This is a genomic window from Arthrobacter bambusae (genome assembly GCF_022606295.1).
In the GTDB taxonomy this organism is placed as follows: Bacteria; Actinomycetota; Actinomycetes; order Actinomycetales; family Micrococcaceae; genus Arthrobacter; species Arthrobacter bambusae_A.
This window is the reverse complement of record NZ_JAHHZS010000015.1, coordinates 41,819-64,327: the sequence shown is the minus strand read 5'-3', so window position 1 is coordinate 64,327 and position 22,509 is coordinate 41,819. Positions and strand designations below refer to the sequence as shown.

Sequence of the window (22,509 nt, the reverse complement as noted above, 5' to 3'; positions counted from 1 at the left end):
CCGGGTCAAGGGCGCCGCGGTCACCCGTCACTCAAATCACCCGGATACCCAGGTGTCCGGCCAACAGGGGTGCCAGCAGGGTGAGCTGGTAATCATCGATGACGACGCCGGAGAGTCCACCAAGTCCGTTGATCGTCCGGAAGTCCGAGCCACGCAGATCCACATCCTTGAGCTTGGCCCCTGAGACATCCAGCGTCCCGATGGTGCAATCCTTGAGCACCATCCTCGTTGCGGTGCAAGCCCCGAGGTCGAGTTCGTTGATGATGCAGCCCGTGATCACCACATCCATGAGCTTGGATCCACGCAGGTTCAGGAAGTCCAGCTTGCCGCCGTCGATCTTCACTGAGTGCCAGGCACCCTCGTACATCTCCGCCGAACCCCACCGCGGGTTGCTGATCTGCACTTCACGCCACGAGGTCCGTGCAGCGGTGAACACCGGGGCGTAAGGCTCATTCAGGATGCAGTCCCGGAAGGTCGCGCCACGCAGTTGTGCCTCGTTGAAGGAGACCTGATTGAATTCACACTCAATGAAGTCCGCCCCGCTCAGCTCTGCTCCGTCAGCCACGGCGCGGGTGAGGCGGACGCCGTCGTACCGTTCCCCGCGCTGGAAGTCCGGAGTGGGGTCGTCGCGAAGCTCGTCGAGCCTGATTGGGGAGATCCGGGGTGCCGTCACCTTGGCAACCGCCATCAGAGCGTCTCCGCTTTCGCCGCGATCTCGACGAGATCCTTCGCAAGCGCCTTGCGGGTGACGCTCATTCCGAGCTTTCCGAACGCGGCCATCATGACCCTGCTGAAGAATGTCGGCTTGAGGACTTCGGCGCCGAAGAACAACGCGAGCTCGGTCCCGCCGTCGCGCTCTTCGAGGGTGAAGCGGGTGGTGTAATCCGCGCCGCCCTGCCTGGCCTTGACCGTGGTGGCGCGCGGAGGATCACACTCGGCAACATGCATTTCCACGGTCTCCTCCCTGCCCATCATGGCGCGGGTTTCCCTCCACCGCGTGCCCACACCATAGGGTCCCTCGCTGAGCATCTGTATGGCTTTGACTCCGGAAAGGGTCCTGGCCGAGCCCGGAATGTCGGAAATGACGGCCCAGACTTTCTCCCGCGAGGCGTTGACGTGGTGGCTGAGCGTGGTGCTGTGGTCCATGCATCGAGCCTAACGGCGACCGCTGACAAAAGCCTCCGGCGAAGACATTCGCGTGGTCTGGCAGGATTGCACCATGGTGCACATCGACATGAGCGCTCAAAGCGCGCTGGCAGGAGGCTCGAAGACCCTGCGGGGTTACCTGGCCGAGCCCGACGGCGAAGGACCGTTTCCCGGCGTCGTGCTCATCCATGAAGCCTTCGGCCTCGACGAGGAGATGCACAGGCACGCGGACCGGCTGGCCGCCGCCGGTTACTTGACGCTCGCCGTCGACCTTTACAGCGACGGCGGCGCGAGGCGCTGCCTCGTGGCGACCATGCGCTCCCTTGGGTCGGGCGCGGGCCGGGCATTCACGGATGTGTCCACGGCACGCTCCTGGCTCCGCAGCGATGCCCGGTGCACAGGAAAGGTGGGGGTCATCGGATTCTGCATGGGCGGCGCCTTCGCCCTGCTCATGGCCCACGACGAGTTCGACGCGGCCTCCGTGAACTATGGCCAGTTGCCCCGGCACCTGGAGCAGGCTTTGGAAGGCGCCTGCCCCGTCGTGGCCAACTACGGAGCCAAGGACCGGACGATGCCGGGAGCGGCCGCGAAGTTGGAGGCCGCCCTGTCGACGCTCGGGATCGAGCACGATGTCAAGGAATTCCCGACGGCGGGCCACGCCTTCATGAACGACGTTGCGGTCGGACCCCGGCCTCTGCGGCCGTTGATGCGGGTGATGGGCATCAAACCCGATCCGGCCGCGGCTCCGGAAGCCTGGCAGCGGATCGAGGACCACTTCGCGAAACACCTGAAAGGCTGAGCCGGTTAAATCGATTGCTCCGTAAGTGCCGTTCTGAGAGCTCAAAATGGCAGTTACGGAGCAATCGATGGTGGGGACTAGCTAAAAAGCTCGCTCTTCGGCTCGTTGTTCTTGACCTTCTGCCAGCCAAGCCACAGCACCAGGGCGAAGAACGGGATGGTAGCCAGGGTCCAGAGGCCCAGGAGGAACACCTCGCCCGTGGCCTTGTCCGTCATGGTGTCCATGCCGATCAGCACGGTGATGGCCAAGAGGGCGATCAGGCCGGCCCAACTGGTCCACGGCGAACCCGGCATGGGGAGGCTGGAGACGTTGCCCTTCTTCTTGCGCAGCGCGATCTGGCTGGCGAAGATCGAGCCCCACGTGAAGATGACGCCGATCGATGCGGTGTTCAGCGCGAGGTCGAAGGCGTGCGAACCGCCCAACCAGATGTTGAGCAGGATGCCCACGAGATACACGGCGCCGATAGCCAGGATGGCCGCGTACGGCACGTGGCGGGTGGACATCTTGGTGAGCCACTTGGGGGCATGTCCATTGTTGGCCATGGTGCGGAAGATGCGGCCGATCGAGTACAGGCCCGAGTTGCATGAGGACAGCGCAGCGGTGATGACGATCATGTTCATGACGTCGCCCATCCATGGCAAGCCCATCTGGCCGAAGACCGTGACGAACGGAGAGGTCCCCGCGTGGTACTGGTCCGAAGGCAGGAGCATCGCCAGCAGGGTGACGGAGCCGACGTAGAAGACCACAATGCGGATCACGACGGCGCGGATCGCCTTGGGCACTTCGCGTTCCGGGTTCTGCATCTCGCCGGCGGTAATGCCGACCAGTTCAATGGCGTTGTAAGCGAAGATCACGGCGTTCAGGACCAGGATCATCACCAGTCCGCCCTTGGGGAACATGCCGCCGTCGGCAGCAAAGAGGTTCCCCACGGAGGCGTGGCCGGTGCCGACCTGCGCGTTCGTGACCACCATGAAGGTGCCCACGGCCAGGAAGATCAGGATCGCGGCGACCTTGAGGCAGGACGCCCAGAATTCGAACTCGCCGAAGGCTTTGACGCTGAACAGGTTCACGGCCACCAGCAGCACCAGCGCGGCGATGGCGGACAGTTCAACGGGGACGTTCGGGAAGAAGAACTGGAAGTAGAGGCCGATGGCAATGAGCTCGGCGATGCCCGTCATGGCCCAATTGATGAAGTACATCCAACCGGAGAGGAAGGCGCCCTTCTTGCCGAACATTTCTCCGGCGTAGCTGACGAACGAGCCGGACGTCTGGCGGTACATGATCAGTTCGCCGAGGGCCCGCATCAGCAGGTAGGCGATGACGCCGGCAATCGCGTAGGAGAAAATCAGTGCCGGACCTGTGGAGGCCAGGCGTCCACCCGCACCCATGAAGAGCCCGACGCCGATCGCGCCGCCCATCGCGATCATCGTGACGTGGCGGCGGCTCAGGGTCTTCTGGTAGCCCTCGGCGCTGAGGTTTGCGGAAGTTGTAGCGGTACTGGGCGCAGCCAGGGTTCCCGGCTCACGCTGAAGGTCGGTTGTGGTGTTTTGAGGCACAGCTGTTCCTTGTGGGTTGAGTAGATGCCGGCCCTGGCTTCCCGCGCATTGGCACAGAACAATTCGAGCTTTCGACCTCTTGGCGAGTCGAATCAATTGCGAAAACGCGGAAGCGTCGAAGGTAAATCCGGCAGAACCATCGTACCCGGTGAATTCCGCGGACCGTGACGCGGGCAACAAACAGGGGCGTTAAGCTGGACATATGGGCACCATTCCGCCAGCCGGCAGGCTATACCGTTTCACGGGCTTGGACGCCGCGGCTTTCGGACTCTATGTGTCATTGGCCGCTGTTCTGAGCCTCGCCACCGCGCCCGTGACGGCTTTCGTGCAACAGATTTTCCCCGACCCTGCCACGGCCGTCTTCGCCATCAACCTCGGGTTCTATGCTTCGGTGGGCCTTTTCGCGGTTGCGGCAGCGTGGCGCGTCATAGCCCGGGATTTCCTGATCCTGGCCACACGTCCATGGTTCACGCTGGCCATGATTCCACTGTCCATCGTCGCGATGCTGGTGATCACCGCCATCCTGGTGACAGTTACCGGATTGGCCAAGGAGTCGCAGAACCAGCTGACCCTCCAGTCGCTGGTCCTGCAACTGCCGCCGTGGTTCGTGGTGCCGTTGCTGGTGGTGTTGGGTCCCTTCGTGGAGGAGTACCTGTTCCGGCACCTGCTCATCGGCAAGCTGTCCCGCCGAGTCAATATTTGGCTTTGTTGTGTCCTGTCCGTGCTGTGCTTCGCCGCCATCCATGTGGTGGGACGCGAGGGATTGGTAGTTCCCGCGCTGGCCCCGTACCTCGGAATGGGCGTGGTCCTGGTGGCCGTCTACGTCTGGACGGGCAAGAATGTCATGTTCTCCTACTTCGTGCATGCCGCCAAGAACCTTCTGGCCGTCGTGCTGATCTACGCGATCCCGCCGCAACTCCTCGGCGGCTAGCCCACCCCACGCCCGCCCACCCAACTGACTCGCAGTAGATGTCGTTTTCAAGGCCCAAAACGACACTTACTGCGAGTTAGTTGGGCAACCCGGACCGGAACTGTCCGCTAGGCGCTTCCCCGGCCACGCGCCGTCGTCGTAGCTTCAGTCCATGGCACTGAACTTTCAGGTAGTGATCGACTGCAGGAATCCGCACGCCCTGGCCGATTGGTGGGCCGAGACGCTCGAATGGATCGTGGAGCCCCAGGACGAGGCGTTCATCCGGTCCATGGTGGATCAAGGCTTCGCCACGGAGGAAGAGACCACCACCCACAACGGCAAGCTCGTGTGGAAGGACGGCGCGGCCATCGGCCCGGAGGAAGACCAAGACAACGACACCCGCCGCCGCTTCCTGTTCCAGACCGTTCCGGAAAACAAGACCGTCAAGAACCGCGTCCACTGGGACGTCCGCCTCAACGGACAGGACAAGGACCACGTCCGCGCCGCGTTGGAAGCGCGGGGCGCGAAATTCCTGTGGACGGCCAAGCAAGGACCGCACGAATGGCACACCATGGCGGATCCCGAAGGCAACGAGTTCTGCATCAGCTGAGGGGATTACTAGACTCTGAGGGTGAGCAACGACTTCCCCGCCAAGGTATCCGACGTCTTTGACCCGTCTCGCTGGCGCACAGTGTCCGGTTTCGACGATTTCCAGGACATGACCTACCACCGGCAGGTCGAGCGCGACGCCGGCGGGAAGGTGACGAGGGACCTTCCGACCGTCCGGATCGCCTTCAACCGCCCGGAGGTCCGCAACGCCTTCCGTCCCGGCACGGTTGACGAGCTCTACCGTGCCATGGACCACGCCCGGATGACTCCCGATGTCGCCACCGTGCTTCTCACCGGCAACGGCCCCTCCCCCAAGGACGGCGGCCATTCCTTCTGCTCCGGCGGCGATCAGCGGATCCGCGGCAGGGACGGTTACCGCTATGCCGACGGCGAGACCCAGGAAAGCATCGACCCCGCCCGGGCCGGCCGTCTGCACATCCTGGAAGTCCAGCGGCTCATGCGGACCATGCCCAAGGTGGTCATCGCCGTCGTGAACGGCTGGGCAGCAGGCGGCGGCCACTCCCTTCACGTCGTGAGCGATCTCACCATCGCCTCGCGCGAGCACGGCAAGTTCAAGCAGACCGATGCCACCGTGGGAAGTTTCGACGCCGGTTACGGCTCGGCGCTGCTCGCCCGCCAGATCGGGCAGAAAGCCGCCCGCGAGATCTTCTTCCTGGCCCGTGAGTATTCCGCCGAGGACATGGTCCGCATGGGTGCCGTGAACGAGGCCGTGGACCACGAGCGCCTCGAGGAAGTCGCCCTGGAGTACGCGGCGGACATTGCGCGCCAATCCCCGCAGGCCATCCGCATGCTCAAGTTCGCCTTCAACCTCGCCGACGACGGCCTGGCCGGCCAGCAGGTGTTCGCCGGGGAGGCCACGCGCCTGGCCTACATGACGGACGAAGCAGTCGAGGGCAAGGAAGCCTTCCTCGAGAAGCGTGATCCGGACTGGTCCAACTTTCCGTACTATTTCTAGGACTCGCCCGTGAACATCGATCCCGTTCTCAAAGCCCTGGCCGCGGCCCTCCACGACGAGGGACCCGCCGTCGAAATCGTCGTCGCGGAAGACGGCACCCCGGTGGCCGTCCCCGTTGAAACGCCCGGTTTCGAGGACGCTGCAGTAGTGGTCCGCACGTCGGGGTCCACCGGCACGCCCAAGGCCACAGTGCTGACGGTCGATGAGCTCGCTGCTTCTTCCATGGCCACGGCCATCGCGCTCCGCGGTGAGGGCCAGTGGCTCCTGGCCCTGCCGCTGCAGTACGTTGCCGGAGTCCAGGTCCTGGTCCGCTCGCTCTTCGCCGGCACGCGTCCGTGGGTCATGGACCTCTCGAACGGCTTCACTCCGGAGGCCTTCACTGCCGCCGCCGAGGAACTGACCGACACCATCCGCTTCACCTCCCTGGTACCGACGCAATTGCAGCGGCTCCTGGACGCGCCGTCGCCTCAGACCCTCGCAGCCCTGCGCCGCTTCAATGCCATCCTCCTGGGCGGCGCTCCCGCGGCCACCGCACTGCTGGACGCCGCCAGCGAGGCCGGGCTGAAGGTCGTGACCACGTATGGCTCCGCCGAGACATGCGGCGGTTGCGTGTACGACGGAAACCCGCTGGAGGGCGTTCGGGTCACGCTCGACGACGACGGCCGGATCCTTCTGGGCGGCGACACCGTGGCTTCCGGTTACCTGGACGCGCCCGAGGCAAGTGCCGAGGCATTCTTCGACGAGGACGGCACCCGCTGGTATCGCACCAACGATCTTGGCGAGCTCGCCGCCGACGGCACGCTCACGGTGCTGGGACGGGCCGACGACGTCATCATCACCGGCGGCGTCAAAGCCTCCGCCGCGTTCATCCAGGCGGAGCTTGAAAAGTTCGACGGCGTCACGGCGGCTTTCGTGGCCGGGGTGCCTTCCAGGGAGTGGGGCCAGGCGGTGGCAGCGTATGTTGCCGTCGAGGACAGCTCCCCGGAAAGCGTCGCGGACTACAAGGCCCGCTGCCAGGAATCCCTAGGGACCCTTGCTCCCAAAACCGTGCTCACCACGGATGGACTCATCATGCTTCCCAATGGAAAGCCGGACCGGCTGGCGATGATCGAGCTTCTCACCGAGGTGCATCAGGGAGAATAGATAGGTCCTCCCTGACCGTCATTTGCCTTCCCCAACGCGAAACAACACGAGGTACTGAACGTGGCAACAGCTGCACAATGGATTCAAGGCGCCCGCCTGCGCACCCTGCCGGCGGCGATCGCGCCGGTGCTGATCGGCACAGCGGCCGCCTACGAGCTGCAATCTTTCCGGCTCTTGAATGCCATCCTCGCCGCCCTCGTGGCGCTGCTGCTGCAGATCGGGGTCAACTATGCCAACGACTATTCGGACGGCATCCGCGGTACCGATGAGGACCGCGTGGGTCCGCTCCGGCTGGTCGGTTCCGGCGCTGCCCGGCCGGACCACGTCAAGTGGGCCGCCTTCGGCGCGTTCGGCCTGGCCATGATTTTCGGCCTGGTCCTGGTGATCATCACGCAGAGCTGGTGGCTGATCCTGGTGGGCATCGGCTGCGTCCTCGCCGCCTGGGGATATACCGGAGGCAAGAACCCCTATGGCTACCTGGGCCTGGGCGACCTGTTCGTGTTTGTCTTCTTCGGCCTGGTGGCAACGCTGGGCACCACCTACACGCAGGCGGGGCAAGTGAGCCTCCCGGCCGTCATCGGCGCGATTGGCACCGGATTGATCGCGTGCGCCCTACTGATGGCGAACAATGTGCGCGACATCCCCACGGACATGCTGGCGGGCAAGCGGACCCTGGCCGTGCGACTGGGCGACCGCCATGCCCGCGAGAGCTATGTCCTGATGCTGGCCCTCGCCATCCTGCTGGTGGTGGTGCTCGCACCCACCAGGCCCTGGATGCTGATCGTATTGCTGTTGGTCCCGGCCTGCCTCATGCCGGCCTGGCTCATGGTCAACGGCCGGAAGCGAAAGAGCCTCATCCCGGTGCTCAAGCAGACCGGATTGATCAACCTTGGCTACAGCGTGCTGTTTTCCGTGGGCCTCATCCTGAGCCACGGCTTCTAACCCCCGCTCACATATAGCCCGGTTTTCGCCAACCCCCGCTCACGTGGGCTTCTAGCCTTCTTTGGGGCGTCGGTCGTTCTCGACCTTAACTACGGGGTTTTCATCCACCAGCCGGTCCTCGATCGCGGCATCTTCGATCTCCAGCGCCGAGCGGATGGGCTTGGCCCGCCCGGAGAAACGCTCGCGCATGGATGCCGTGGCGTCGTCGCGCTGCTTCTTGAAAAACAGGTAACTGATGGCGAACGCGATAAGGCCCGCGAAAATAGCCGCCAGCAACAAACCCGTGTGCAACAGGGCAAAGAGGACGAAGAGCGGCACGAAGAGCGCCAAGCGGATCAGGGAGTATTTGAGGAAAGCCACGGATCAAGTTTAGCCTCACAGCCTGATCGCACTCTGTGCGCGCAGCTATCACCGGACCGCGCGGAGACTAGACTTGACGTTATGCTCCGCGTTGTTGCAGTTGTGGCCGTCCTGCTCGTATTCGTCTATGGGCTGGTGGATGCCATCCGCACCGACCGCCGCGCCACCCGCGGGATTTCCAAAACCGCGTGGATCGTGGTGATGATCCTGCTGCCGGTTCTCGGCGCGGTTCTTTGGTTCCTCATCGGCCGCCCGTACAACATCGGCCCCGCCCCGCAGCCCGCGAGCCACCCCACTGCACCCGACGACGACCCCGACTTTCTCCGCAACCTCGAGGCCCGCCGTCGCAAGCAGGCAGAAGCCGAACGGCTGAAGAAGCTCAAGGCCGAGCTCGAAGCGAAGGAACGCAAGCTCAAGGGCGAGTCCAAGGCCGACGACAGCGGCGACGTCAACAGCTGACGTTCCCTGAGCCATGGCACGAGCGGGCGTCCGGTGATGCCCGCGGACCCGGCCCGCGGACTTCAGCACGTTGAACTTACTGCGGGAGCCCCGAGTACGAGTGCAGGCCGTTGAAGAACACGTTGACCACGGTGAAGTTGAAGATCACGCACAGGTAGCCCGCAATCGACAACCAGGCTGCGCGGGTTCCTGTCCAGCCGCGGGTGGCGCGTGCGTGCAGGTATCCGGCATAGACCACCCAGATCACGAACGTCCAGACTTCCTTCGTGTCCCAACCCCAGAAGCGGCCCCAGGCTTTCTCGGCCCAGATGGCGCCGAACATGAGGGTGAAGGTCCAACCCACGAATCCCACGGTGTTGATGCGGTAGGACAGGTTCTCCAGGCTCAACGCGTTCGGTACGAGCCGCATGAAGCCCAGCCTGTCCACACCGCCGGCAGCCAGGGTCTTCTGGCGGTGTGATTGCAGCAGCTGCAGGGCTGACATGGCGAACGTCAAGGTGAACAAGGACGCGGACATCACTGCGATGGAAACGTGGATGACCAGCCAGTAGCTTTGGAGTGCAGGAACCAGGTGGCCCACCGGGGTCCAGTACGTCACCGATGCCGCCACCATCATGATCACGGCGAGGCCCAGCACGAAGGTGCCCAGGAAGCGCAGGTCGCGGCGGATGAGCGAGAGCAGGAAGACAGCCACCACCAGGAAAGCGCCGGTGGTCAGGAACTCGTACATGTTTCCCCACGGCACGCGGCCTGCGCCGAGCGCACGGGTGATGACCCCGGCACCGTGGATGACCACGCCGATGATCGCCACTGCCACCGCGACGCGGGCCGGAATGCGGCGCTCGGCGGCGTACTTCATGTCACCGCCGGCGGTCTGGCTGACGGAGGTGATCGCCGACGTCGGGCGCTCGGTACGGCCCGCAGGTCCCCCGACGTCGTTTCCACCGGCACGGCCGGCGGCGACCGGAACCTTGACCTCGGCTGCCACCGAAGAGGCCGCTTTCAGGTCCACCGCTTTCAGCATCTTGCTGCTCTTGGCGAGGTCCCACGCGAAAGCGATGAACGCCACCGTGTAGGTACCGGCCGCGAGCAGCATGAAAAGCTCGCTGTACTGGCCCATGGTTTCGTTGATGGGGAGCATTACTGGTCCTTCGAGGTTGAGGAAGAAACGGTTTCGGTGGACTGTTCGGTGGTGAGCAGCCATTCTCGTTGCAGCAGTTCGCGGATCGCGGCAGCCTCGCCGGCGAGCCTATGGTCCTCGCCGCGGGCAAGAAGGCCGTACTCCACCATTGTGCGCCCGTCCTCGTGGGTTCCGGTGCGGACCCAGACGCGGCGGCGGTTCAGGTAGAGGGAGAGAATCAATCCGGCGACCGCCAACAGGGCGAACACGAGCGCGGTGGCCTGCCCGGGATTGTGGTGGATGTCGACGCCAACGTACTTCTTGACGCCGTCGAAAGTGATGCTGCCCTTGCCGTCCGGAAGCGTGTATGTGCCTCCGGGCGCGATCGCGATGGCCTTGTTAGCCATTCCCCGGCCGTTGAGCGGGGTCAGCTTTGCGACGTCGAGCTCGAAGACGTTCTGCGGGGCACCCTTGTTCAGGCCAAGGTCGCCGTAGTACGAGTTGAGGTTCAACTGCGGGTTGATGAGCGAAGGATCGCCGCTGTAGGCGAGACCCTTGTCCGTGACCATCGCCGTGGGCAGGAAGAACCCCGCGAAGCCGAGCTGATCGGGCTTGGCATCGGGAACCTTGATGACCACCGACGAGTAGTAGTTGTCACCTTGCAGCTTGGCTACCACCGGCCCCTGCATGGCGATGTTTCCGGCGCCGTCGCGGACGGTGACTACTGGAGCGTAGCCGTTGCCCGTGAGGTAAATGCTGGTGTCGCCCAGGGAAACGGGATAGTTGACCTTGAGGACCTGCTTCTTGGCGGGCGAGTCCGGGGTTTCCTTGGTGGTGACGTCCGCCGTGAAGTCGATCGGCTGGCCGAAGTGCGCCGGCGATTCCCGGTCGAACTGGACGTCGAACTTGTCCAGCTGGATGGAGTACGGCTGCAGCCAGCTGCTCTGGAAGTTGGTGCCCGGACTGAATTGGTCATAGCCCACCAAGGTGTTGACGAAGGTATCGCCCTCAACGAGGATGCGCTGGCCGCTGTAGCCGAACAGTCCGCCGACCGCCACCGAAACCAACACTCCGATCAGCGAAGCGTGGAACACCAGGTTGCCCACTTCCTTGAGGAAGCCCCGCTCGGCGCCGAGGGAGGGCATGGCGCCGTCGGCGTCGCGCACCTCCACGCGGTAGCGGCGCTTCTTCAGCACGGCGGCGGCGTCCGCGATAGCCTTCGACGCCGGGATCCCGGCGTCGGCGGGCAGCACCAGCGTGCCGTATTCCGGGAGGCGGGAGAGACGCTTGGGGGTCCGCGGCGGTTGGGAGCGCATTGCCTTGTAGTGGGCGATGGCCCGCGGTGTCACACAGCCGATGAGGGAGATGAACAGAAGGATGTAGATCGCCGAGAACCAGGCCGAGGAGTACACGTCGTATAGCTGCACCGAGTCCAGGAGCTTGCCGTAATCCGGGTGGTCGCTGATGTACTGCGTCACGATCGAAGGGTTCGCCGGGCGCTGCGGGAAGAGCGAGCCGGGAACCGCCGCGACGGCGAGGAGCAGCAGCAGGAACAGCGCAGTACGCATGCTGGTCAGCTGGGTCCAGGCCCAGCGCAGCATGCCCATGATCCCCAGGACAGGCAGTGCTGCCTCGGCCTTGGCCTTATTGATCGCCTTGTCAGCTCCGGCAGGCTTGCTGGCGGACTTGTTGGACTTCTTTTTACCTTGCACGGGCTCGCTCATCAGATCGGCAACTTCACATCGGTTTGGAACCAGTACTGCAGCCCGGTGACCCAGGCGCCCCACACTCCCGTGGCCATCAGGATTCCCAGGAGGATCAAGATGCCCCCGCCAATGCGCTGGATGGCCAGGCGGTGCTTGCGGAAGAAGGACATCACACCCATCCCCCGGCGGACCGCGAGGGCTATCAACAGGAAGGGAATGCCAAGGCCAAGACTATAGACAAACGCCAGGAGGGCCCCCTTCGCCGCGGACGATCCCCCGGAAAGGCTCAGCAACTGGACTGCGGAATAGGTGGGGCCAATGCAGGGAGCCCAGCCGAGTCCGAACGTGATGCCCAGCAGCGGGGCACCCCACAGCCCGGCAGGCGGCTTGGCGTGGATTTTGGCGTCACGCTGCAACCAGCCGAAGCCACCCAGGAAGACGACTCCCATGATGATCACCAACACGCCCAGCAATTGAGTGACCCACGCGTTCTGCGGGCCGGTGATGAGGGTGCCCAATTGGCCGAAGGCGCCACCGAGCAGGACAAAAATCACGGAGAATCCGAGGACGAACAGGCCGATTCCGGCGAGCATGCGCCCGCGCCTTTGCTTCTGGAGGTCGACGCCGGTCAGCCCGGTCACGTAGCCAAGGTAGCCAGGCACCAAAGGCAGGACGCACGGCGACAGGAAAGACACGAGTCCTGCCAGCAAAGCCACGGGAATGGCCAGCAGCAAGGAACCGCTCAGGATGGTCTCGGCGAAAGGACTGTTCACGCTGTCGGGGCCACCTACTCGGCAACCGCGGTGGTGATGAGTGCCTTGAGCGTGCTCTTGTCGATCTCGCCCAGGACGCGGGCGGCAACCTTGCCTTCTTTGTCCAGGACCAGGGTGGTGGGCACCGCACCGGGAGGCACAATGCCGGAGACGGACAGCAGCACGGCGCCGTCTTTGTCGTTGAAGCTGGGGTACGTGAGCTTGAACGTCTGGTCGAACGCGTCGGCCGTGGCCTTCTCGTCCCGGAGGTTCACACCGTAGAACTGGACGCCCTTGCTCTTGAACTCCTGGTGCAGTTCCTCGAGAATCGGCGCTTCAACCCGGCACGGCGCACATGCGGCGAACCAGAAGTTGAGGACGGTTACCTTGCCAAGCAGGTCCTGCGGGGTCACGGCAGTTCCGTCGAACAAAGTGCCCTTGATCCCGACGGCGGCCTTGCGGTCCGCTTTGGCGAATTCGGTCACCGAGCCGTCCCCGGCGACGTAGTTCTTGTTGTCGCCCGCTTTGGCTTGCTGGGCCAGGGCGTCTTCCTGGGCACAGGCGGACAGGCCCATGGTCAGCGCAGAGAGTGCCACTCCCCCAACGGCGAGGAAGCCACGTCGCGAGGTCAGCGCTGCATTGAGCTTCTGGCCGCTGGTCTTGCGGCTGGTGGTGTTGCGGTCCATTGTCATGCTCCGGGGGTCCTGGCGGCACCAGGCAGCAGCACGGCGGCGGGCTCGCTGTACTCCACCCGCGCAACCTTGCCGTCGTCGAACACCAGGGAAGTCAGGGACGTCAGCGTGCACTCGCGCTTGCGCGGATCGTGCCACAGGCGGCGGCCCTCGGCGCTGAGGCGCGTGGCGTAGATGGGAAGCTGATGGCTGACGAGGATGGCTTCCGCGCCGTCGCCGCCAAGTTCGATCGCCTTCAGCCGGGCGTCCTCGACGGCGGCCCGCATGCGGGTCACCTGGGCCTGGTAGGACTCGCCCCAGGACGGACGCAGCGGGTTGCGGTACTCGATCCAGTGCTTGGGCTTGATGAATTCGGAGATGTTGGCCTTGAGCCCCTCGAAGTGGTTCTCGGCTTCGATGATCCGCGGTTCCGTGTGGATCTGGAGGTCCAACGCTTGGGAAGTGGGCAGGGCGGTTTCCTGCGCGCGGGTCAATGGTGAGGAGACAAGGTAGACGATGTTCGCCCCCTGTGCGACGCGGGCAGCGAAGTGGTCAGCGAGCATCTTGGCCATCTCGCGGCCGCGTTCGGAGAGGTGGAATTCGGGCAGTCTGCCGTACAGAATGCCGTCGGGATTGTAGACCTCGCCATGGCGGAGCAGATGGACAGTTGCTTGGGGCATGTTTACCAGTTTCTCAAAGAAGGCGGGCGATCTGAAATCTTCTACGTTTCGTAGAACTGAAAGTTTCTTCAGAATGTTCCCTGAAGGTGGAATAAAAGATGCATTTGCATGTTTATACTGGACACAAGGTTCGGTTGATACTTCAACTAAGTATCGCCGAACGACCGATGAAGCTACGATCACACCTTCCCAAGGAGAACCCCATGACCCTTCCCGCAAACGTCACCACCGGCGTCTGGACCCTCGACAACTCCCACAGCGAGATCGGCTTCACCGTCCGCCACGCAGGCATCAGCAAGGTCCGCGGCCAGTTCACCGAAGCCGAAGCGACCCTTGACCTCGGCAGCAGCCTGGCCGACTCCAAGGTCGCCGCAACCATCGCGACCGCCAGCTTCGACTCGGGCGACGCCAACCGCGACGGCCACGTGAAGGGCGAAGACTTCTTCGACGTGGAGAAGTTCCCCGAGATCACCTTCGTCTCCCGCCACGTCAAGGCCAATGGCGACAGCTTCGACCTCGTGGGCGATCTGACCATCAAGGGCGTTTCCAAAGAGGTCACCATCGAGACCGAGTTCAACGGCGTCGCCGTTGACCCGTTCGGCAACACCCGCGCGGGCGTCTCCGGTGAGACCACCATCAGCCGCAAGGACTTCGGCTTGACCTGGAACGCTGTGCTCGAAGCCGGCGGCGTGCTGGTCAGCGACAAGGTTGTCATCAACCTCGAACTGGCCTTCATCGCACCTGCCGCCTAGTCCACCGTTTTTCCGGACTGACCAGCGCCTTCGGGGCTGCACGCGATCCCGTGTGCTGCCCCGGAGGCGCCGTTTTTTTGCTTGCGGAATCACCCGCCCATTGTTCTCGGAAAAGCCGATGCTTAGCGGCGAATTAGCCAAGAATTTCCTATGAATCCTTAAACCTCAGGTCTAAAGTGAAGCCATGAGTAACCCAAACGAAGCTCCGCAGCCCCAGCAGCCCGGAGCCCAGCCACCGCAGCCCGGCAATGTCCCTCCTGCGGGTTACCAGCCTCCGCAGGGATACCAGCCACCTCCCTCCTACCAAGCACCCCCGTCCTACCAGCAGCCCGCCCCCGGCTACCAGCAGCCGGGTCAGCCCGCCTTTGGCGCGCCGGCAGGTCCCAACGCCGCCCCGCCGGCAGGGCTCGGCTACGCGGCGCCGGCGCGGAACACTTTCGGACTCCACTTCAACAACGTCGCGCAGCGCTTCCGGGACACCACCGGAGTGCCGCAACAACTGTCCATCTCCTACTGGTTGTGGGTCGCGGCTGCCGCTTTGGGTGTTCTTGCCAGCTTCATCAACATCTTCACGTTGCGCGATGTCTTCGGCGGGATGATGGTGGGCGCGGGCATTGTGGGCCTGATTTTCAGCCTGGTCTTCGCAGCCCTTTACGTCTTCATTGCCATTCGGCTCAAGGAAGGCTCGCGTTGGGCGCGACTGGTCCTGACCATCCTGGGAGCGTTTGCGGTAATTTCCCTTTTGCTCCAAGTGGTTACCCTCAACCTCAACTTCATCGGATCGGCAGTAGCCGTCGCGGCCGCCGTCCTGATGTGGCTTCCGGAGTCCCGGAAGCATTTCGTCTAACAACACCGCAGAACCACGGCTGAAGGCCGCGGCAGGTCCTCGGAGGACCCCGCGGCCTTCCCTTTGTCCCCCTAGGATTCGCGGGAGATCCGCCGGACCGCGTCAAGCCAGAATTCTTGGCACGAATCCTCATCAGCGCCGCGCCGTCGGGGTACGGTGGGATTAAGCCGAGCTGGGGGCAGGGCACGATGCACCCGGCAGCCGTATCTGCAGTCGACACGCAAAGGAATGCCATGAGCACCCCTCCGTACCCGCCGTCCACTCCGGGCGAAAATCCCACACCTGAGCAGCCGAAATACGGCCAACAGGCACCCCAGCCGGGTCAGCAGCCGCAATACGGGCAGCAAGCTCCGCAGTACGGCCAGCAGACGCCGCAGTACGGCCAGCAGTCACCGCAGCAGGGTCAGCAGCCCCCTTACGGCCAACCCTCCGCACCGCAGTACGGCCAGCCTTCCGCGCCCCAGTACGGCCAGCCTTCCGCGCCCCAGTATGGGCAGCAGCCGCAGTACGGGCAGCAGGCACCTCAGCATCCGCAGTACGGCCAGTCTCCCGTCCCGCAGTACGGGCAGGGCGGCCCCACCACGTGGCCGAGCCAGCAGCCTGCTGCGACCTCCGGAGTCCCCCAGTTGGTCAACATCTCCTTCTGGCTCATGATTGCCGCCGGTGTACTGACCTTGATCGGCATTCCCTTCACTATCGCGACGCTGAACTCGCCTGCAGGCAGGAGCATGTTCGATCAGGCCTTGGCGGCGCAGGGAAACAACGCTTCCGGCGTCGACACGAGCACCTTCATCAGCATTGCGATCACCTTCCTGGTTATTTTCTCGGTGGTCTTTGCCGGGCTCTACGCGCTGGTTGCGTTCAAGGTCCGCAAAGGCAAGAACTGGGCCCGCATCCTGGGCACGGTCTTTGCCGCAATTTCCCTGTTCGGGCTGACCCAGCTCGGCATGGGCACCATCACCATCCTCCTGGGCATCGCCGCGATCGTGCTGCTGTATTTGCCGGCTTCGGCACCCTATTTCCGGAAGGCCCAGCCGTTCGCCAACCCCTACGGCCAGCCGCCGTACGGCCGATAAGCACAGCGCCGTACGGCCGATAGGCCTATAGCTAAGAAACCAACAACGGGCGCAGACCCGGCTCGGCCTAAATGGCCTGGCCCGGGGTCTGTGCCCGTTGTGCGTGGTACGCCAGGATCTGAAGCTCAGTGGCCATGTCCACTTTGCGCAGGTTCACGTAAGGCGGCACCTGCAGCAGCACCGGAGCAAAGCTCAGGATGCTGCGGATGCCCGCGCTGATCACCCGGTCGCAGACGTCCTGTGCCACCGCGGCGGGAAGGGCCAGGACAACCATGTTGGTGCCGGTCCGCTGAAGGACCGCTTCAAGATTGGCGGCGTCGCTGACCCGCAGCCAGCCGACTTCGTTCCCGATGACCATGGGATCGGCGTCGAGGATTGCCACGACGTCGAAACCTCGGGACTCGAATCCGCCGTATCGTGCCAAGGCCTTGCCGAGGTTGCCGGCGCCCACAATGGCCACTTTCCAGTCGTGGGTCAGGCCGAGCGCCGCAGCGATGTGACGGCTCAGGTACTGGACCTCGTATCCCACGCCACGCGTTCCATAGGAGCCGACATAGGAGAGGTCCTTGCGCAAAGTGGACGAGCTGACTCCCGACGCCTCGGCCAACGCTTCGGAAGAAACCCGCTCCACGCCTTCGCCCAGCAGGGAGTTCAGGGCGCGCAGGTAAAGCGTCATCCGGGCCACAGCCGCGGGCGGTATCTGCTTCGCCGCAGAGTCCTTGTCCCCGGGAACAGCTTCGGCGGACGGTTCCAGCGCAGTCACGTTCTTCTCCATTGCGTCGCTTTGTTTTCCCACTCTATTGCCAACAAAGCACCGCACGCATGTTCAGGCTGCGATGGCCTTCTTCAGGAGCCGTACCAATCGTGCCTCATCGATTTTCCAGAAATCCCGCTGGATTCCGTCCACGAAGAGCACGGGGATCTCCTCGGCGTAGCGCTCGCGCAGTACCGGGTCGGTGTCGATCGATTGTTCCGTCCACGTGAGCCCGAGGCTTGAGGTCACGCGTTCGACGGCGTCACGCGCCTCGGCGCAAAGGTGGCAGTCAGCTTTGGTGAGGAGTACAACGTCGGGATTTGGCATGGTTCAACGGTATCGCTTCCGCGTCGACGGAGCCGTCGCGAACGGCAGGAGGCCGGGCGATTGACTAGACTCATGGCATGCCCGTCGAGAAGAACGCCGTTGTGGCCACCGCGCCGGCTGCAACGCAGCAACACGGCGAAGCCGCATTCTTCGACGTCGACAACACCCTCATGAAGGGTGCCAGCCTCTTCCATGTCGCCCGCAAAATGTACGAACGCAAGGCCTTCACGCTCTCCCAAGCCGCGGGTTTTGCCTGGAAGCAGTTCAAGTTCGTGCTGCGGGGCGAAAAAATGGAGGATGTCCATTCGGTCCGGGATTCCGCACTGGTCCTCGCCGCCGGCATCAAGGTGTCCGACATCAGGGAGCTGGGCGAAGAGGTCTACGACGAGATGATCGAGTCGCGGATCTGGCCGGGTACCAAGGCCTTGGCGGAACAGCACCTGCGGGTTGGCCGGAAGGTCTGGCTCGTGACCGCGACGCCCATCGAGGTTGCCACCGTCATCTCCACGCGGCTCGGCCTGACCGGCGCCCTGGGTACCGTGGGCGAGGTTGAAGACGGTGCCTATACGGGCAGGTTGGTGGGCGAGATCCTCCACGGGCCTGCCAAAGCCGTGGCTGTGCGGCGCGTAGCGGACGAAGAAGGCCTGGACCTGAAGCGATGCTGGGCCTACAGCGATTCACATAACGACATCCCGCTCCTCACTTTGGTGGGCCACCCGGTGTGCATCAATCCAGATTCCCGGTTGCGCCGCCACGCGCGGGAGAACAACTGGCCTGTTTATGACTTCCGTTCCGGCCGTCGGGCAGCGACGCTCGGCCTCAAGGCCGCGACTGTCGGAGGCGCCGTCTACGGTTTGTGGCGGGGTTTCTCCAAGTTCCGCGGCCCGCGGGGCTAACCCCCGCTCACATATACCCGCCTCCCCGGCAACCCCCGCTCACATACGTGAGCGGGCGTTACCGGGGCGTGGACGCAAAAATGCCCGCCGCCTCGGGAGGCAACGGGCATTCACGCTGGAGGAAGTATCTCTACTTCTTATTGCGACGCTGGTGGCGGGTCTTGCGAAGCAGTTTGCGGTGCTTCTTCTTGGCCATACGCTTGCGGCGCTTCTTAATAACTGAACCCACGTAAGTTCCTTACCAAACTAGATTGAGACTCTGTCTGCTGGGTGAGGTCCTTGAACTGAGCAACAGACTTTACAACTGACAGATTCTTACAATGACGTAAAACGTTCCTTAACAGGGTACCGCTTATCGGGGGCACCCAATGACCGCCGGCCCTTTCGGGAACCAGGCAGGACTCAAGCGGTCTCCGAGTGTCCGTCGACAACCGCGCCCTTGAGGTACTGGCTCACAGCTTCCTCGGGGACACGGAATGATCGTCCGAATCGGACGGCCGGCAATTCTCCCGAGTGAACCAGACGGTACACGGTCATTTTGGAAACCCGGAGGACTTCGGCAACTTCAGCCACGGTCATGAAACGCGCGTTCGAGAAGTTAGTCTCTGCGGACATTTCTCCATATTCCTTTGCTCTCAGCGGTTAGCGGCGAACCCCAGCATTCATTACCTGGTGTGCCGATGCTGAGCCATCAAACAACCATGTGCTAGATACTCTAGAGGCTGCTGGTACCAAAGTGAAAGTCTTTCGGCGAACTGGAGACGAGGATCTCCCTAGTTGGAACCAGCCAACCGACGCTTGCGCGCCGAGGCGGCCAGCTGGTTCAGGACGGACACCGTGATGTCCCACTCCATGCAGGCATCGGTGACGCTCTGGCCGTACACCAGCTCCTGTTCCCCAGCCGACTGCCGCTCCACATCCAGGTTCTGCGCCCCACCGACAAGGAAGCTTTCCAGCATGACGCCTGCGATCGGCGAAGCAACGTCATTTTCCACCTGCGCGCCGATCTCCAACGCGACTTCCGCCTGGCGATGGTGGCTCTTGCCGCTGTTGGCATGGCTCGCGTCAACGATCAGACGCGGGTTCAGCCCCTTCGCCGCGAGCTTCTTCGAGGCAGCAGCCACCTGGTCGGCGGCGTAGTTCGGACCCTTGCGGCCACCGCGCAGGATCACATGCGCGTCGGGGTTGCCCGACGTCGCCACCAGCGCGGCGCGACCGTCGCCGTCGATCCCCAGGAACGCCTGGGGTGCCGCGGAAGCACCGCAGGCATCGATCGCGACTTGGAGGTCGCCGTCGGTCCCGTTCTTGAAGCCGATGGGCATGGACAGTCCGGAGGCGAGCTGACGGTGGATCTGGCTCTCGGTGGTTCTCGCACCGATGGCGCCCCACGCCACGAGGTCGGCCATGTATTGCGGGCTGATGGGTTCCAGGAACTCGGTGGCGGTCGGCAGGCCCAAGGCTGTGACTTGCTGGAGGAAGCCACGCGCCGCCCGGAGCCCGGCCGCGATGTCGTGGCTGCCGTCCAGGTGGGGATCGTTGATGAGGCCCTTCCAGCCCACCGTGGTGCGCGGCTTCTCGAAGTACGCCCGCATGACGATGAGCAGGTCTTCCTTGTGCTTCTCCGCCTGGCTGACCAGCCTGCGTGCGTATTCCAGGCCCGCCTTCGGATCGTGGATGGAGCACGGGCCAACAATCACCAGGAGCCGATCGTCCACGCCGTCCATGATGGCGCGGACTCCGTCGCGTCCGCGCTCGACGACGGCGGAGGCCCTCGCGTCAAGCGGCAGTTCCGTGATGATTTCCTGCGGCGTGGGGAGCGGCTCGAAGCGGCTGACGCGCAGGTTCGACGTCGACTGCGCGCCGGTATTCTCGACGTCGGCACTTACTGTGGTGGGCTCTGCGGCGATGCTGGTCATGAAAGGGGTCCTGTTCCGAAAGAGGTGCGGACCCTGCTCAGAGCCCGCCTGGAAATGGCGAAGGGCAGAGAATGATCTCTGCCCTGTTGGCTCTGAAGGAAAGTTGGATGCGTGTCAGTTAGACGCGGGCCCCTCCAGAGCCAACGAAAAATACGCATACCAACGGTTAGTCATAGCGAAACCATAGCGCCAGGCTCCGGATGCCCGCAAATCGAAATGCAACGACATCAAGGGAAACCGTTTCCCCACGCACTATAAACTTCACCTCAGGACAAACGTCCCCGGGGAGCTGGGAACACAGCGCGGCCCCAACTCCAGGAAGGAAACCATGCCAGGCAGAAGGAACACCCGGCGGGTGGGCATCGCAGATGTGGCATCCATGGCCGGCGTTTCGCATGCCACCGTTTCCCGCGTCATGAACGGTAACACCACCGTGGACGCCGACATTGCCGCCCGCGTGCGCGCAGCCGCTTCGGAGCTGAAGTACAAGCCAAACCCGGTTGGCCGCAGCCTGGCCCTGGGAAAAACGGACACTATCGGAATCGTGGTGCCGGACCTGTCCAACCCCACGTTCCAGGCCATTCTCCGCGGGCTGAGCATTGCGGCCGCCCGCGACGGCTACCGCGTGCTGATAGCGGACTCGTCCGAAGTCTCCAGCGAAGAAGCGATCCTGGCCGGGGAAGCCCGGAGGCGATGCGACGGCGTCGTTCTGTGCGCCCCCCGCATGAGCGACGCCGAACTGGAAGAACTCGCTCCCTCGCTCTATCCGCTCGTCCTCATCAACCGGACCACCGAGTCTGTACCCACTCCCAGCCTCGTGGTGGATTACGGCCAAGGCATCCAGGAACTTGCCGCCCACTTGGTTGAACTGGGCCATCGCAAACTGGCGTACCTGACAGGACCGGACCGCAGCGCGTCAAACGTGCAGCGCCTGCGCGGGCTCGAGAAGTTCACCGCCGAGTTCCCGAACGTCGAATTGCAGTTCATTCCTGGAGGCAACACGTTCGACGCCGGTTTCGAGTCGAGCGATGCCGTCGCCTCGTGCGGCGCCACCGGAATCCTCGTCTTCAACGACGTCGCCGCGATGGGCCTCTTGAGCGGACTGAGCCAGCGCGGGATCCGCGTGCCGGAAGACTTGTCGCTCACCGGCTTCGACGACATGCCCTTCGCCCGGTACACCATGCCTCCGCTGACTACCGCCGCCGTGCCGATCTCCGACCTCGGCGACCTTGCGTGGCGCCGCATGCGCGAGCAGATCCAGACCAACGACGCCGTCTCCCCCACGAACTACTTCCCGCCGCGGATTGAGCTCAGGGGAAGCACCGGACCTGTCAAGGCCTAGTTTCCACCGGGGCCTTCCCCAGCCCCGCCTCCCTGTAGTACCCCTCGATGTGCGCGGCAACGAGCGTGGCCGCCCGGCCGCCGTCGCCGTCGTTGACCGCATCCAAAATGGCGCGGTGCTCGGACCGCAGGCGATGGGCGGTGCTGTCCCAATCCGGCAGGTTCGCCGTCAGCGCCGCGGCGTATCCCTCGATCGCTTCGCGGAGCGAGCCCATGATGGTGCTCACCACCGTATTCCCCGCAGCTTCCGCCAGCGCCAAGTGGAAGGCGACATCCAAGGCGAGGAAATCGTCGACGGCGGGGCTTGCGTCCATTTCGTCCAGGAGCCTCGCTGCTTCCTCGAGTTCCGGGGCGTCGGCCTTGGCGCGGGACACCGCCCACGACTCGAGCAGGACCCGGGTTTCCACGATGTCAGCGACCGGCAAATGCTGCGTGGCCACGTGGAGGCGTAGCGCGGAGCCGAGCGCCGTGGCCGGTTCCGCGATGACCACCGTCCCTGCGTCCTTGCCAGAACCGACACCTGCCCGTACCAAGCCCATGGCCTCCAGGATCCGGATGGCTTCGCGGACGGAGGTCCGGGATACTTCCAATTGTTCGGCCAGCGCCCGCTCGGCGGGGAGCCGCCCACCAAGGACCAAGTGCCCATCGGACAATTGCTTTTCGATCCAACTCAGGACGAGCTCGTGCGTTCGCATGGATAAATAATAGTTGATGTGGTTGGACCACATAGCCTAGAGTGTGGTCTAACCACACAAGCACACGGGAGACAGC

At 63.8% G+C, this 22,509-nt stretch carries 27 protein-coding genes; 12 read left to right on the top strand and 15 right to left on the bottom strand.

The window, feature by feature from the left end:
- Positions 1 to 31: 31 nt before the first annotated feature.
- Both KNN17_RS12125 and KNN17_RS12120 read right to left on the bottom strand, forming a co-directional pair.
- Positions 32 to 688, bottom strand: a complete 657-nt coding sequence (locus KNN17_RS12125) for a pentapeptide repeat-containing protein (RefSeq protein ID WP_241709327.1) — start codon at positions 686 to 688, stop codon at positions 32 to 34.
- Entirely contained in the window at positions 688 to 1,146 is a 459-nt protein-coding gene (locus tag KNN17_RS12120; protein ID WP_241709326.1) for an SRPBCC family protein, read from the bottom strand. Before KNN17_RS12120 ends, KNN17_RS12125 begins: the two co-directional genes overlap by 1 nt.
- 73 nt (positions 1,147 to 1,219) lie before the next feature.
- On the opposite strand from KNN17_RS12120, the gene KNN17_RS12115 reads away from it, so the two are divergent.
- Positions 1,220 to 1,945 (top strand): dienelactone hydrolase family protein, encoded by a 726-nt coding sequence (locus KNN17_RS12115; protein WP_241709325.1) that lies wholly within the window; start codon positions 1,220 to 1,222, stop codon positions 1,943 to 1,945.
- 77 nt (positions 1,946 to 2,022) lie between these two features.
- On the opposite strand, the gene KNN17_RS12110 is transcribed toward KNN17_RS12115, so the two are convergent.
- Positions 2,023 to 3,501 carry an amino acid permease gene (locus tag KNN17_RS12110; RefSeq protein WP_241709324.1) on the bottom strand — a complete coding sequence of 493 codons (1,479 nt, stop codon included), beginning with the start codon at positions 3,499 to 3,501 and terminating at the stop codon, positions 2,023 to 2,025.
- Between the two features lie 202 nt (positions 3,502 to 3,703).
- Here KNN17_RS12110 and KNN17_RS12105 point away from each other — a divergent pair, with 202 nt between their 5' ends.
- From KNN17_RS12105 to KNN17_RS12085, 5 genes are all read left to right on the top strand, one after another.
- Positions 3,704 to 4,432, top strand: coding sequence for a CPBP family intramembrane glutamic endopeptidase (locus KNN17_RS12105; protein WP_241709323.1), 729 nt, complete (start codon positions 3,704 to 3,706; stop codon positions 4,430 to 4,432).
- Between the two features lie 151 nt (positions 4,433 to 4,583).
- Positions 4,584 to 5,021, top strand: a complete 438-nt coding sequence (locus tag KNN17_RS12100; protein ID WP_241709322.1) for a VOC family protein — start codon at positions 4,584 to 4,586, stop codon at positions 5,019 to 5,021.
- A 21-nt stretch (positions 5,022 to 5,042) separates the two neighbouring features.
- Positions 5,043 to 5,996, top strand: a complete 954-nt coding sequence (locus KNN17_RS12095; RefSeq protein ID WP_241709321.1) for a 1,4-dihydroxy-2-naphthoyl-CoA synthase — start codon at positions 5,043 to 5,045, stop codon at positions 5,994 to 5,996.
- A 9-nt stretch (positions 5,997 to 6,005) separates the two neighbouring features.
- On the top strand, positions 6,006 to 7,139 hold the full coding sequence (locus KNN17_RS12090; RefSeq protein ID WP_241709320.1) for an AMP-binding protein: 1,134 nt from the start codon (positions 6,006 to 6,008) through the stop codon (positions 7,137 to 7,139).
- A 60-nt stretch (positions 7,140 to 7,199) separates the two neighbouring features.
- The gene (locus KNN17_RS12085) at positions 7,200 to 8,081 is read left to right on the top strand and encodes a 1,4-dihydroxy-2-naphthoate polyprenyltransferase (protein ID WP_078107687.1); all 882 of its coding nucleotides are present in this window, start codon (positions 7,200 to 7,202) and stop codon (positions 8,079 to 8,081) included.
- Between the two features lie 51 nt (positions 8,082 to 8,132).
- Here the strand turns inward: KNN17_RS12085 and KNN17_RS12080 are convergent, their stop codons facing one another.
- The gene (locus tag KNN17_RS12080; RefSeq protein ID WP_241709319.1) at positions 8,133 to 8,441 is read right to left on the bottom strand and encodes a DUF4229 domain-containing protein; all 309 of its coding nucleotides are present in this window, start codon (positions 8,439 to 8,441) and stop codon (positions 8,133 to 8,135) included.
- 81 nt (positions 8,442 to 8,522) lie between these two features.
- On the opposite strand from KNN17_RS12080, the gene KNN17_RS12075 reads away from it, so the two are divergent.
- Positions 8,523 to 8,900 (top strand): PLD nuclease N-terminal domain-containing protein, encoded by a 378-nt coding sequence (locus KNN17_RS12075; protein ID WP_241709318.1) that lies wholly within the window; start codon positions 8,523 to 8,525, stop codon positions 8,898 to 8,900.
- Between the two features lie 76 nt (positions 8,901 to 8,976).
- Here KNN17_RS12075 and ccsB read toward each other — a convergent pair whose 3' ends face one another.
- The 5 genes from ccsB to KNN17_RS12050 are packed head-to-tail and all read right to left on the bottom strand — an operon-like array spanning position 8,977 to position 13,829.
- Positions 8,977 to 10,041: a c-type cytochrome biogenesis protein CcsB gene (ccsB, locus tag KNN17_RS12070; RefSeq protein WP_241709317.1), complete on the bottom strand. Its 1,065-nt coding sequence runs from the start codon at positions 10,039 to 10,041 to the stop codon at positions 8,977 to 8,979.
- Positions 10,041 to 11,744, bottom strand: coding sequence for a cytochrome c biogenesis protein ResB (resB, locus tag KNN17_RS12065; RefSeq protein WP_241709316.1), 1,704 nt, complete (start codon positions 11,742 to 11,744; stop codon positions 10,041 to 10,043). The genes ccsB and resB overlap by 1 nt, the downstream gene beginning before the upstream one ends.
- Positions 11,744 to 12,499 carry a cytochrome c biogenesis CcdA family protein gene (locus KNN17_RS12060; RefSeq protein WP_078107682.1) on the bottom strand — a complete coding sequence of 252 codons (756 nt, stop codon included), beginning with the start codon at positions 12,497 to 12,499 and terminating at the stop codon, positions 11,744 to 11,746. The genes resB and KNN17_RS12060 overlap by 1 nt, the downstream gene beginning before the upstream one ends.
- Positions 12,500 to 12,513: 14 nt before the next feature.
- Complete coding sequence (locus tag KNN17_RS12055; protein WP_139359661.1) at positions 12,514 to 13,164, bottom strand: TlpA family protein disulfide reductase; 651 nt, start codon at positions 13,162 to 13,164, stop codon at positions 12,514 to 12,516.
- Positions 13,165 to 13,166: 2 nt separating this feature from the next.
- A complete protein-coding gene (locus KNN17_RS12050) occupies positions 13,167 to 13,829 on the bottom strand; it encodes a histidine phosphatase family protein (protein ID WP_241709315.1) in 663 nt (220 codons plus the stop codon).
- A 203-nt stretch (positions 13,830 to 14,032) separates the two neighbouring features.
- Between KNN17_RS12050 and KNN17_RS12045 the strand changes: the two genes are divergently transcribed.
- From KNN17_RS12045 to KNN17_RS12035, 3 genes are all read left to right on the top strand, one after another.
- Positions 14,033 to 14,581 carry a YceI family protein gene (locus tag KNN17_RS12045; protein ID WP_078107679.1) on the top strand — a complete coding sequence of 183 codons (549 nt, stop codon included), beginning with the start codon at positions 14,033 to 14,035 and terminating at the stop codon, positions 14,579 to 14,581.
- A 184-nt stretch (positions 14,582 to 14,765) separates the two neighbouring features.
- Complete coding sequence (locus tag KNN17_RS12040) at positions 14,766 to 15,428, top strand: hypothetical protein (RefSeq protein WP_241709314.1); 663 nt, start codon at positions 14,766 to 14,768, stop codon at positions 15,426 to 15,428.
- 233 nt (positions 15,429 to 15,661) lie between these two features.
- The gene (locus KNN17_RS12035; RefSeq protein ID WP_241709313.1) at positions 15,662 to 16,504 is read left to right on the top strand and encodes a hypothetical protein; all 843 of its coding nucleotides are present in this window, start codon (positions 15,662 to 15,664) and stop codon (positions 16,502 to 16,504) included.
- Between the two features lie 67 nt (positions 16,505 to 16,571).
- Here KNN17_RS12035 and KNN17_RS12030 read toward each other — a convergent pair whose 3' ends face one another.
- Both KNN17_RS12030 and KNN17_RS12025 read right to left on the bottom strand, forming a co-directional pair.
- Positions 16,572 to 17,279 carry a redox-sensing transcriptional repressor Rex gene (locus KNN17_RS12030; protein ID WP_078107676.1) on the bottom strand — a complete coding sequence of 236 codons (708 nt, stop codon included), beginning with the start codon at positions 17,277 to 17,279 and terminating at the stop codon, positions 16,572 to 16,574.
- 51 nt (positions 17,280 to 17,330) lie between these two features.
- Complete coding sequence (locus tag KNN17_RS12025) at positions 17,331 to 17,585, bottom strand: glutaredoxin family protein (protein WP_241709311.1); 255 nt, start codon at positions 17,583 to 17,585, stop codon at positions 17,331 to 17,333.
- A 77-nt stretch (positions 17,586 to 17,662) separates the two neighbouring features.
- On the opposite strand from KNN17_RS12025, the gene KNN17_RS12020 reads away from it, so the two are divergent.
- Positions 17,663 to 18,481, top strand: a complete 819-nt coding sequence (locus KNN17_RS12020) for an HAD family hydrolase (RefSeq protein ID WP_241709310.1) — start codon at positions 17,663 to 17,665, stop codon at positions 18,479 to 18,481.
- Positions 18,482 to 18,611: 130 nt separating this feature from the next.
- Here the strand turns inward: KNN17_RS12020 and KNN17_RS12015 are convergent, their stop codons facing one another.
- From KNN17_RS12015 to KNN17_RS12005, 3 genes are all read right to left on the bottom strand, one after another.
- Entirely contained in the window at positions 18,612 to 18,710 is a 99-nt protein-coding gene (locus tag KNN17_RS12015) for a 30S ribosomal protein bS22 (RefSeq protein WP_003792170.1), read from the bottom strand.
- 173 nt (positions 18,711 to 18,883) lie between these two features.
- On the bottom strand, positions 18,884 to 19,096 hold the full coding sequence (locus KNN17_RS12010) for a helix-turn-helix domain-containing protein (protein WP_078107672.1): 213 nt from the start codon (positions 19,094 to 19,096) through the stop codon (positions 18,884 to 18,886).
- A gap of 158 nt (positions 19,097 to 19,254) precedes the next feature.
- A complete protein-coding gene (locus KNN17_RS12005; protein WP_241709309.1) occupies positions 19,255 to 20,397 on the bottom strand; it encodes a 3-deoxy-7-phosphoheptulonate synthase in 1,143 nt (380 codons plus the stop codon).
- A 328-nt stretch (positions 20,398 to 20,725) separates the two neighbouring features.
- Here KNN17_RS12005 and KNN17_RS12000 point away from each other — a divergent pair, with 328 nt between their 5' ends.
- Entirely contained in the window at positions 20,726 to 21,739 is a 1,014-nt protein-coding gene (locus tag KNN17_RS12000; protein ID WP_078107670.1) for a LacI family DNA-binding transcriptional regulator, read from the top strand.
- On the opposite strand, the gene KNN17_RS11995 is transcribed toward KNN17_RS12000, so the two are convergent.
- Positions 21,729 to 22,433: a FadR/GntR family transcriptional regulator gene (locus tag KNN17_RS11995; protein ID WP_241709308.1), complete on the bottom strand. Its 705-nt coding sequence runs from the start codon at positions 22,431 to 22,433 to the stop codon at positions 21,729 to 21,731. The genes KNN17_RS12000 and KNN17_RS11995 overlap by 11 nt on opposite strands.
- Positions 22,434 to 22,509: the final 76 nt, after the last annotated feature.

What these genes read in the sequence shown, in the direction of transcription:
- KNN17_RS12045 (WP_078107679.1), top strand. Translation starts at nt 14,033, where the DNA reads ATGACCCTTCCCGCAAACGTCACCACCGGCGTCTGGACCCTCGACAAC.
- KNN17_RS11995 (WP_241709308.1), bottom strand. Translation starts at nt 22,433, where the DNA reads ATGCGAACGCACGAGCTCGTCCTGAGTTGGATCGAAAAGCAATTGTCC.
- resB (WP_241709316.1), bottom strand. Translation starts at nt 11,744, where the DNA reads ATGAGCGAGCCCGTGCAAGGTAAAAAGAAGTCCAACAAGTCCGCCAGC.
- KNN17_RS12115 (WP_241709325.1), top strand. Translation starts at nt 1,220, where the DNA reads ATGGTGCACATCGACATGAGCGCTCAAAGCGCGCTGGCAGGAGGCTCG.
- KNN17_RS12020 (WP_241709310.1), top strand. Translation starts at nt 17,663, where the DNA reads ATGCCCGTCGAGAAGAACGCCGTTGTGGCCACCGCGCCGGCTGCAACG.
- KNN17_RS12125 (WP_241709327.1), bottom strand. Translation starts at nt 688, where the DNA reads ATGGCGGTTGCCAAGGTGACGGCACCCCGGATCTCCCCAATCAGGCTC.
- KNN17_RS12035 (WP_241709313.1), top strand. Translation starts at nt 15,662, where the DNA reads ATGAGCACCCCTCCGTACCCGCCGTCCACTCCGGGCGAAAATCCCACA.
- KNN17_RS12000 (WP_078107670.1), top strand. Translation starts at nt 20,726, where the DNA reads ATGCCAGGCAGAAGGAACACCCGGCGGGTGGGCATCGCAGATGTGGCA.
- KNN17_RS12100 (WP_241709322.1), top strand. Translation starts at nt 4,584, where the DNA reads ATGGCACTGAACTTTCAGGTAGTGATCGACTGCAGGAATCCGCACGCC.
- KNN17_RS12055 (WP_139359661.1), bottom strand. Translation starts at nt 13,164, where the DNA reads ATGGACCGCAACACCACCAGCCGCAAGACCAGCGGCCAGAAGCTCAAT.
- KNN17_RS12010 (WP_078107672.1), bottom strand. Translation starts at nt 19,096, where the DNA reads ATGTCCGCAGAGACTAACTTCTCGAACGCGCGTTTCATGACCGTGGCT.
- KNN17_RS12025 (WP_241709311.1), bottom strand. Translation starts at nt 17,585, where the DNA reads ATGCCAAATCCCGACGTTGTACTCCTCACCAAAGCTGACTGCCACCTT.
- KNN17_RS12120 (WP_241709326.1), bottom strand. Translation starts at nt 1,146, where the DNA reads ATGGACCACAGCACCACGCTCAGCCACCACGTCAACGCCTCGCGGGAG.
- KNN17_RS12075 (WP_241709318.1), top strand. Translation starts at nt 8,523, where the DNA reads ATGCTCCGCGTTGTTGCAGTTGTGGCCGTCCTGCTCGTATTCGTCTAT.
- KNN17_RS12030 (WP_078107676.1), bottom strand. Translation starts at nt 17,279, where the DNA reads ATGGAGAAGAACGTGACTGCGCTGGAACCGTCCGCCGAAGCTGTTCCC.
- KNN17_RS12005 (WP_241709309.1), bottom strand. Translation starts at nt 20,397, where the DNA reads ATGACCAGCATCGCCGCAGAGCCCACCACAGTAAGTGCCGACGTCGAG.
- KNN17_RS12050 (WP_241709315.1), bottom strand. Translation starts at nt 13,829, where the DNA reads ATGCCCCAAGCAACTGTCCATCTGCTCCGCCATGGCGAGGTCTACAAT.
- KNN17_RS12105 (WP_241709323.1), top strand. Translation starts at nt 3,704, where the DNA reads ATGGGCACCATTCCGCCAGCCGGCAGGCTATACCGTTTCACGGGCTTG.
- KNN17_RS12040 (WP_241709314.1), top strand. Translation starts at nt 14,766, where the DNA reads ATGAGTAACCCAAACGAAGCTCCGCAGCCCCAGCAGCCCGGAGCCCAG.
- ccsB (WP_241709317.1), bottom strand. Translation starts at nt 10,041, where the DNA reads ATGCTCCCCATCAACGAAACCATGGGCCAGTACAGCGAGCTTTTCATG.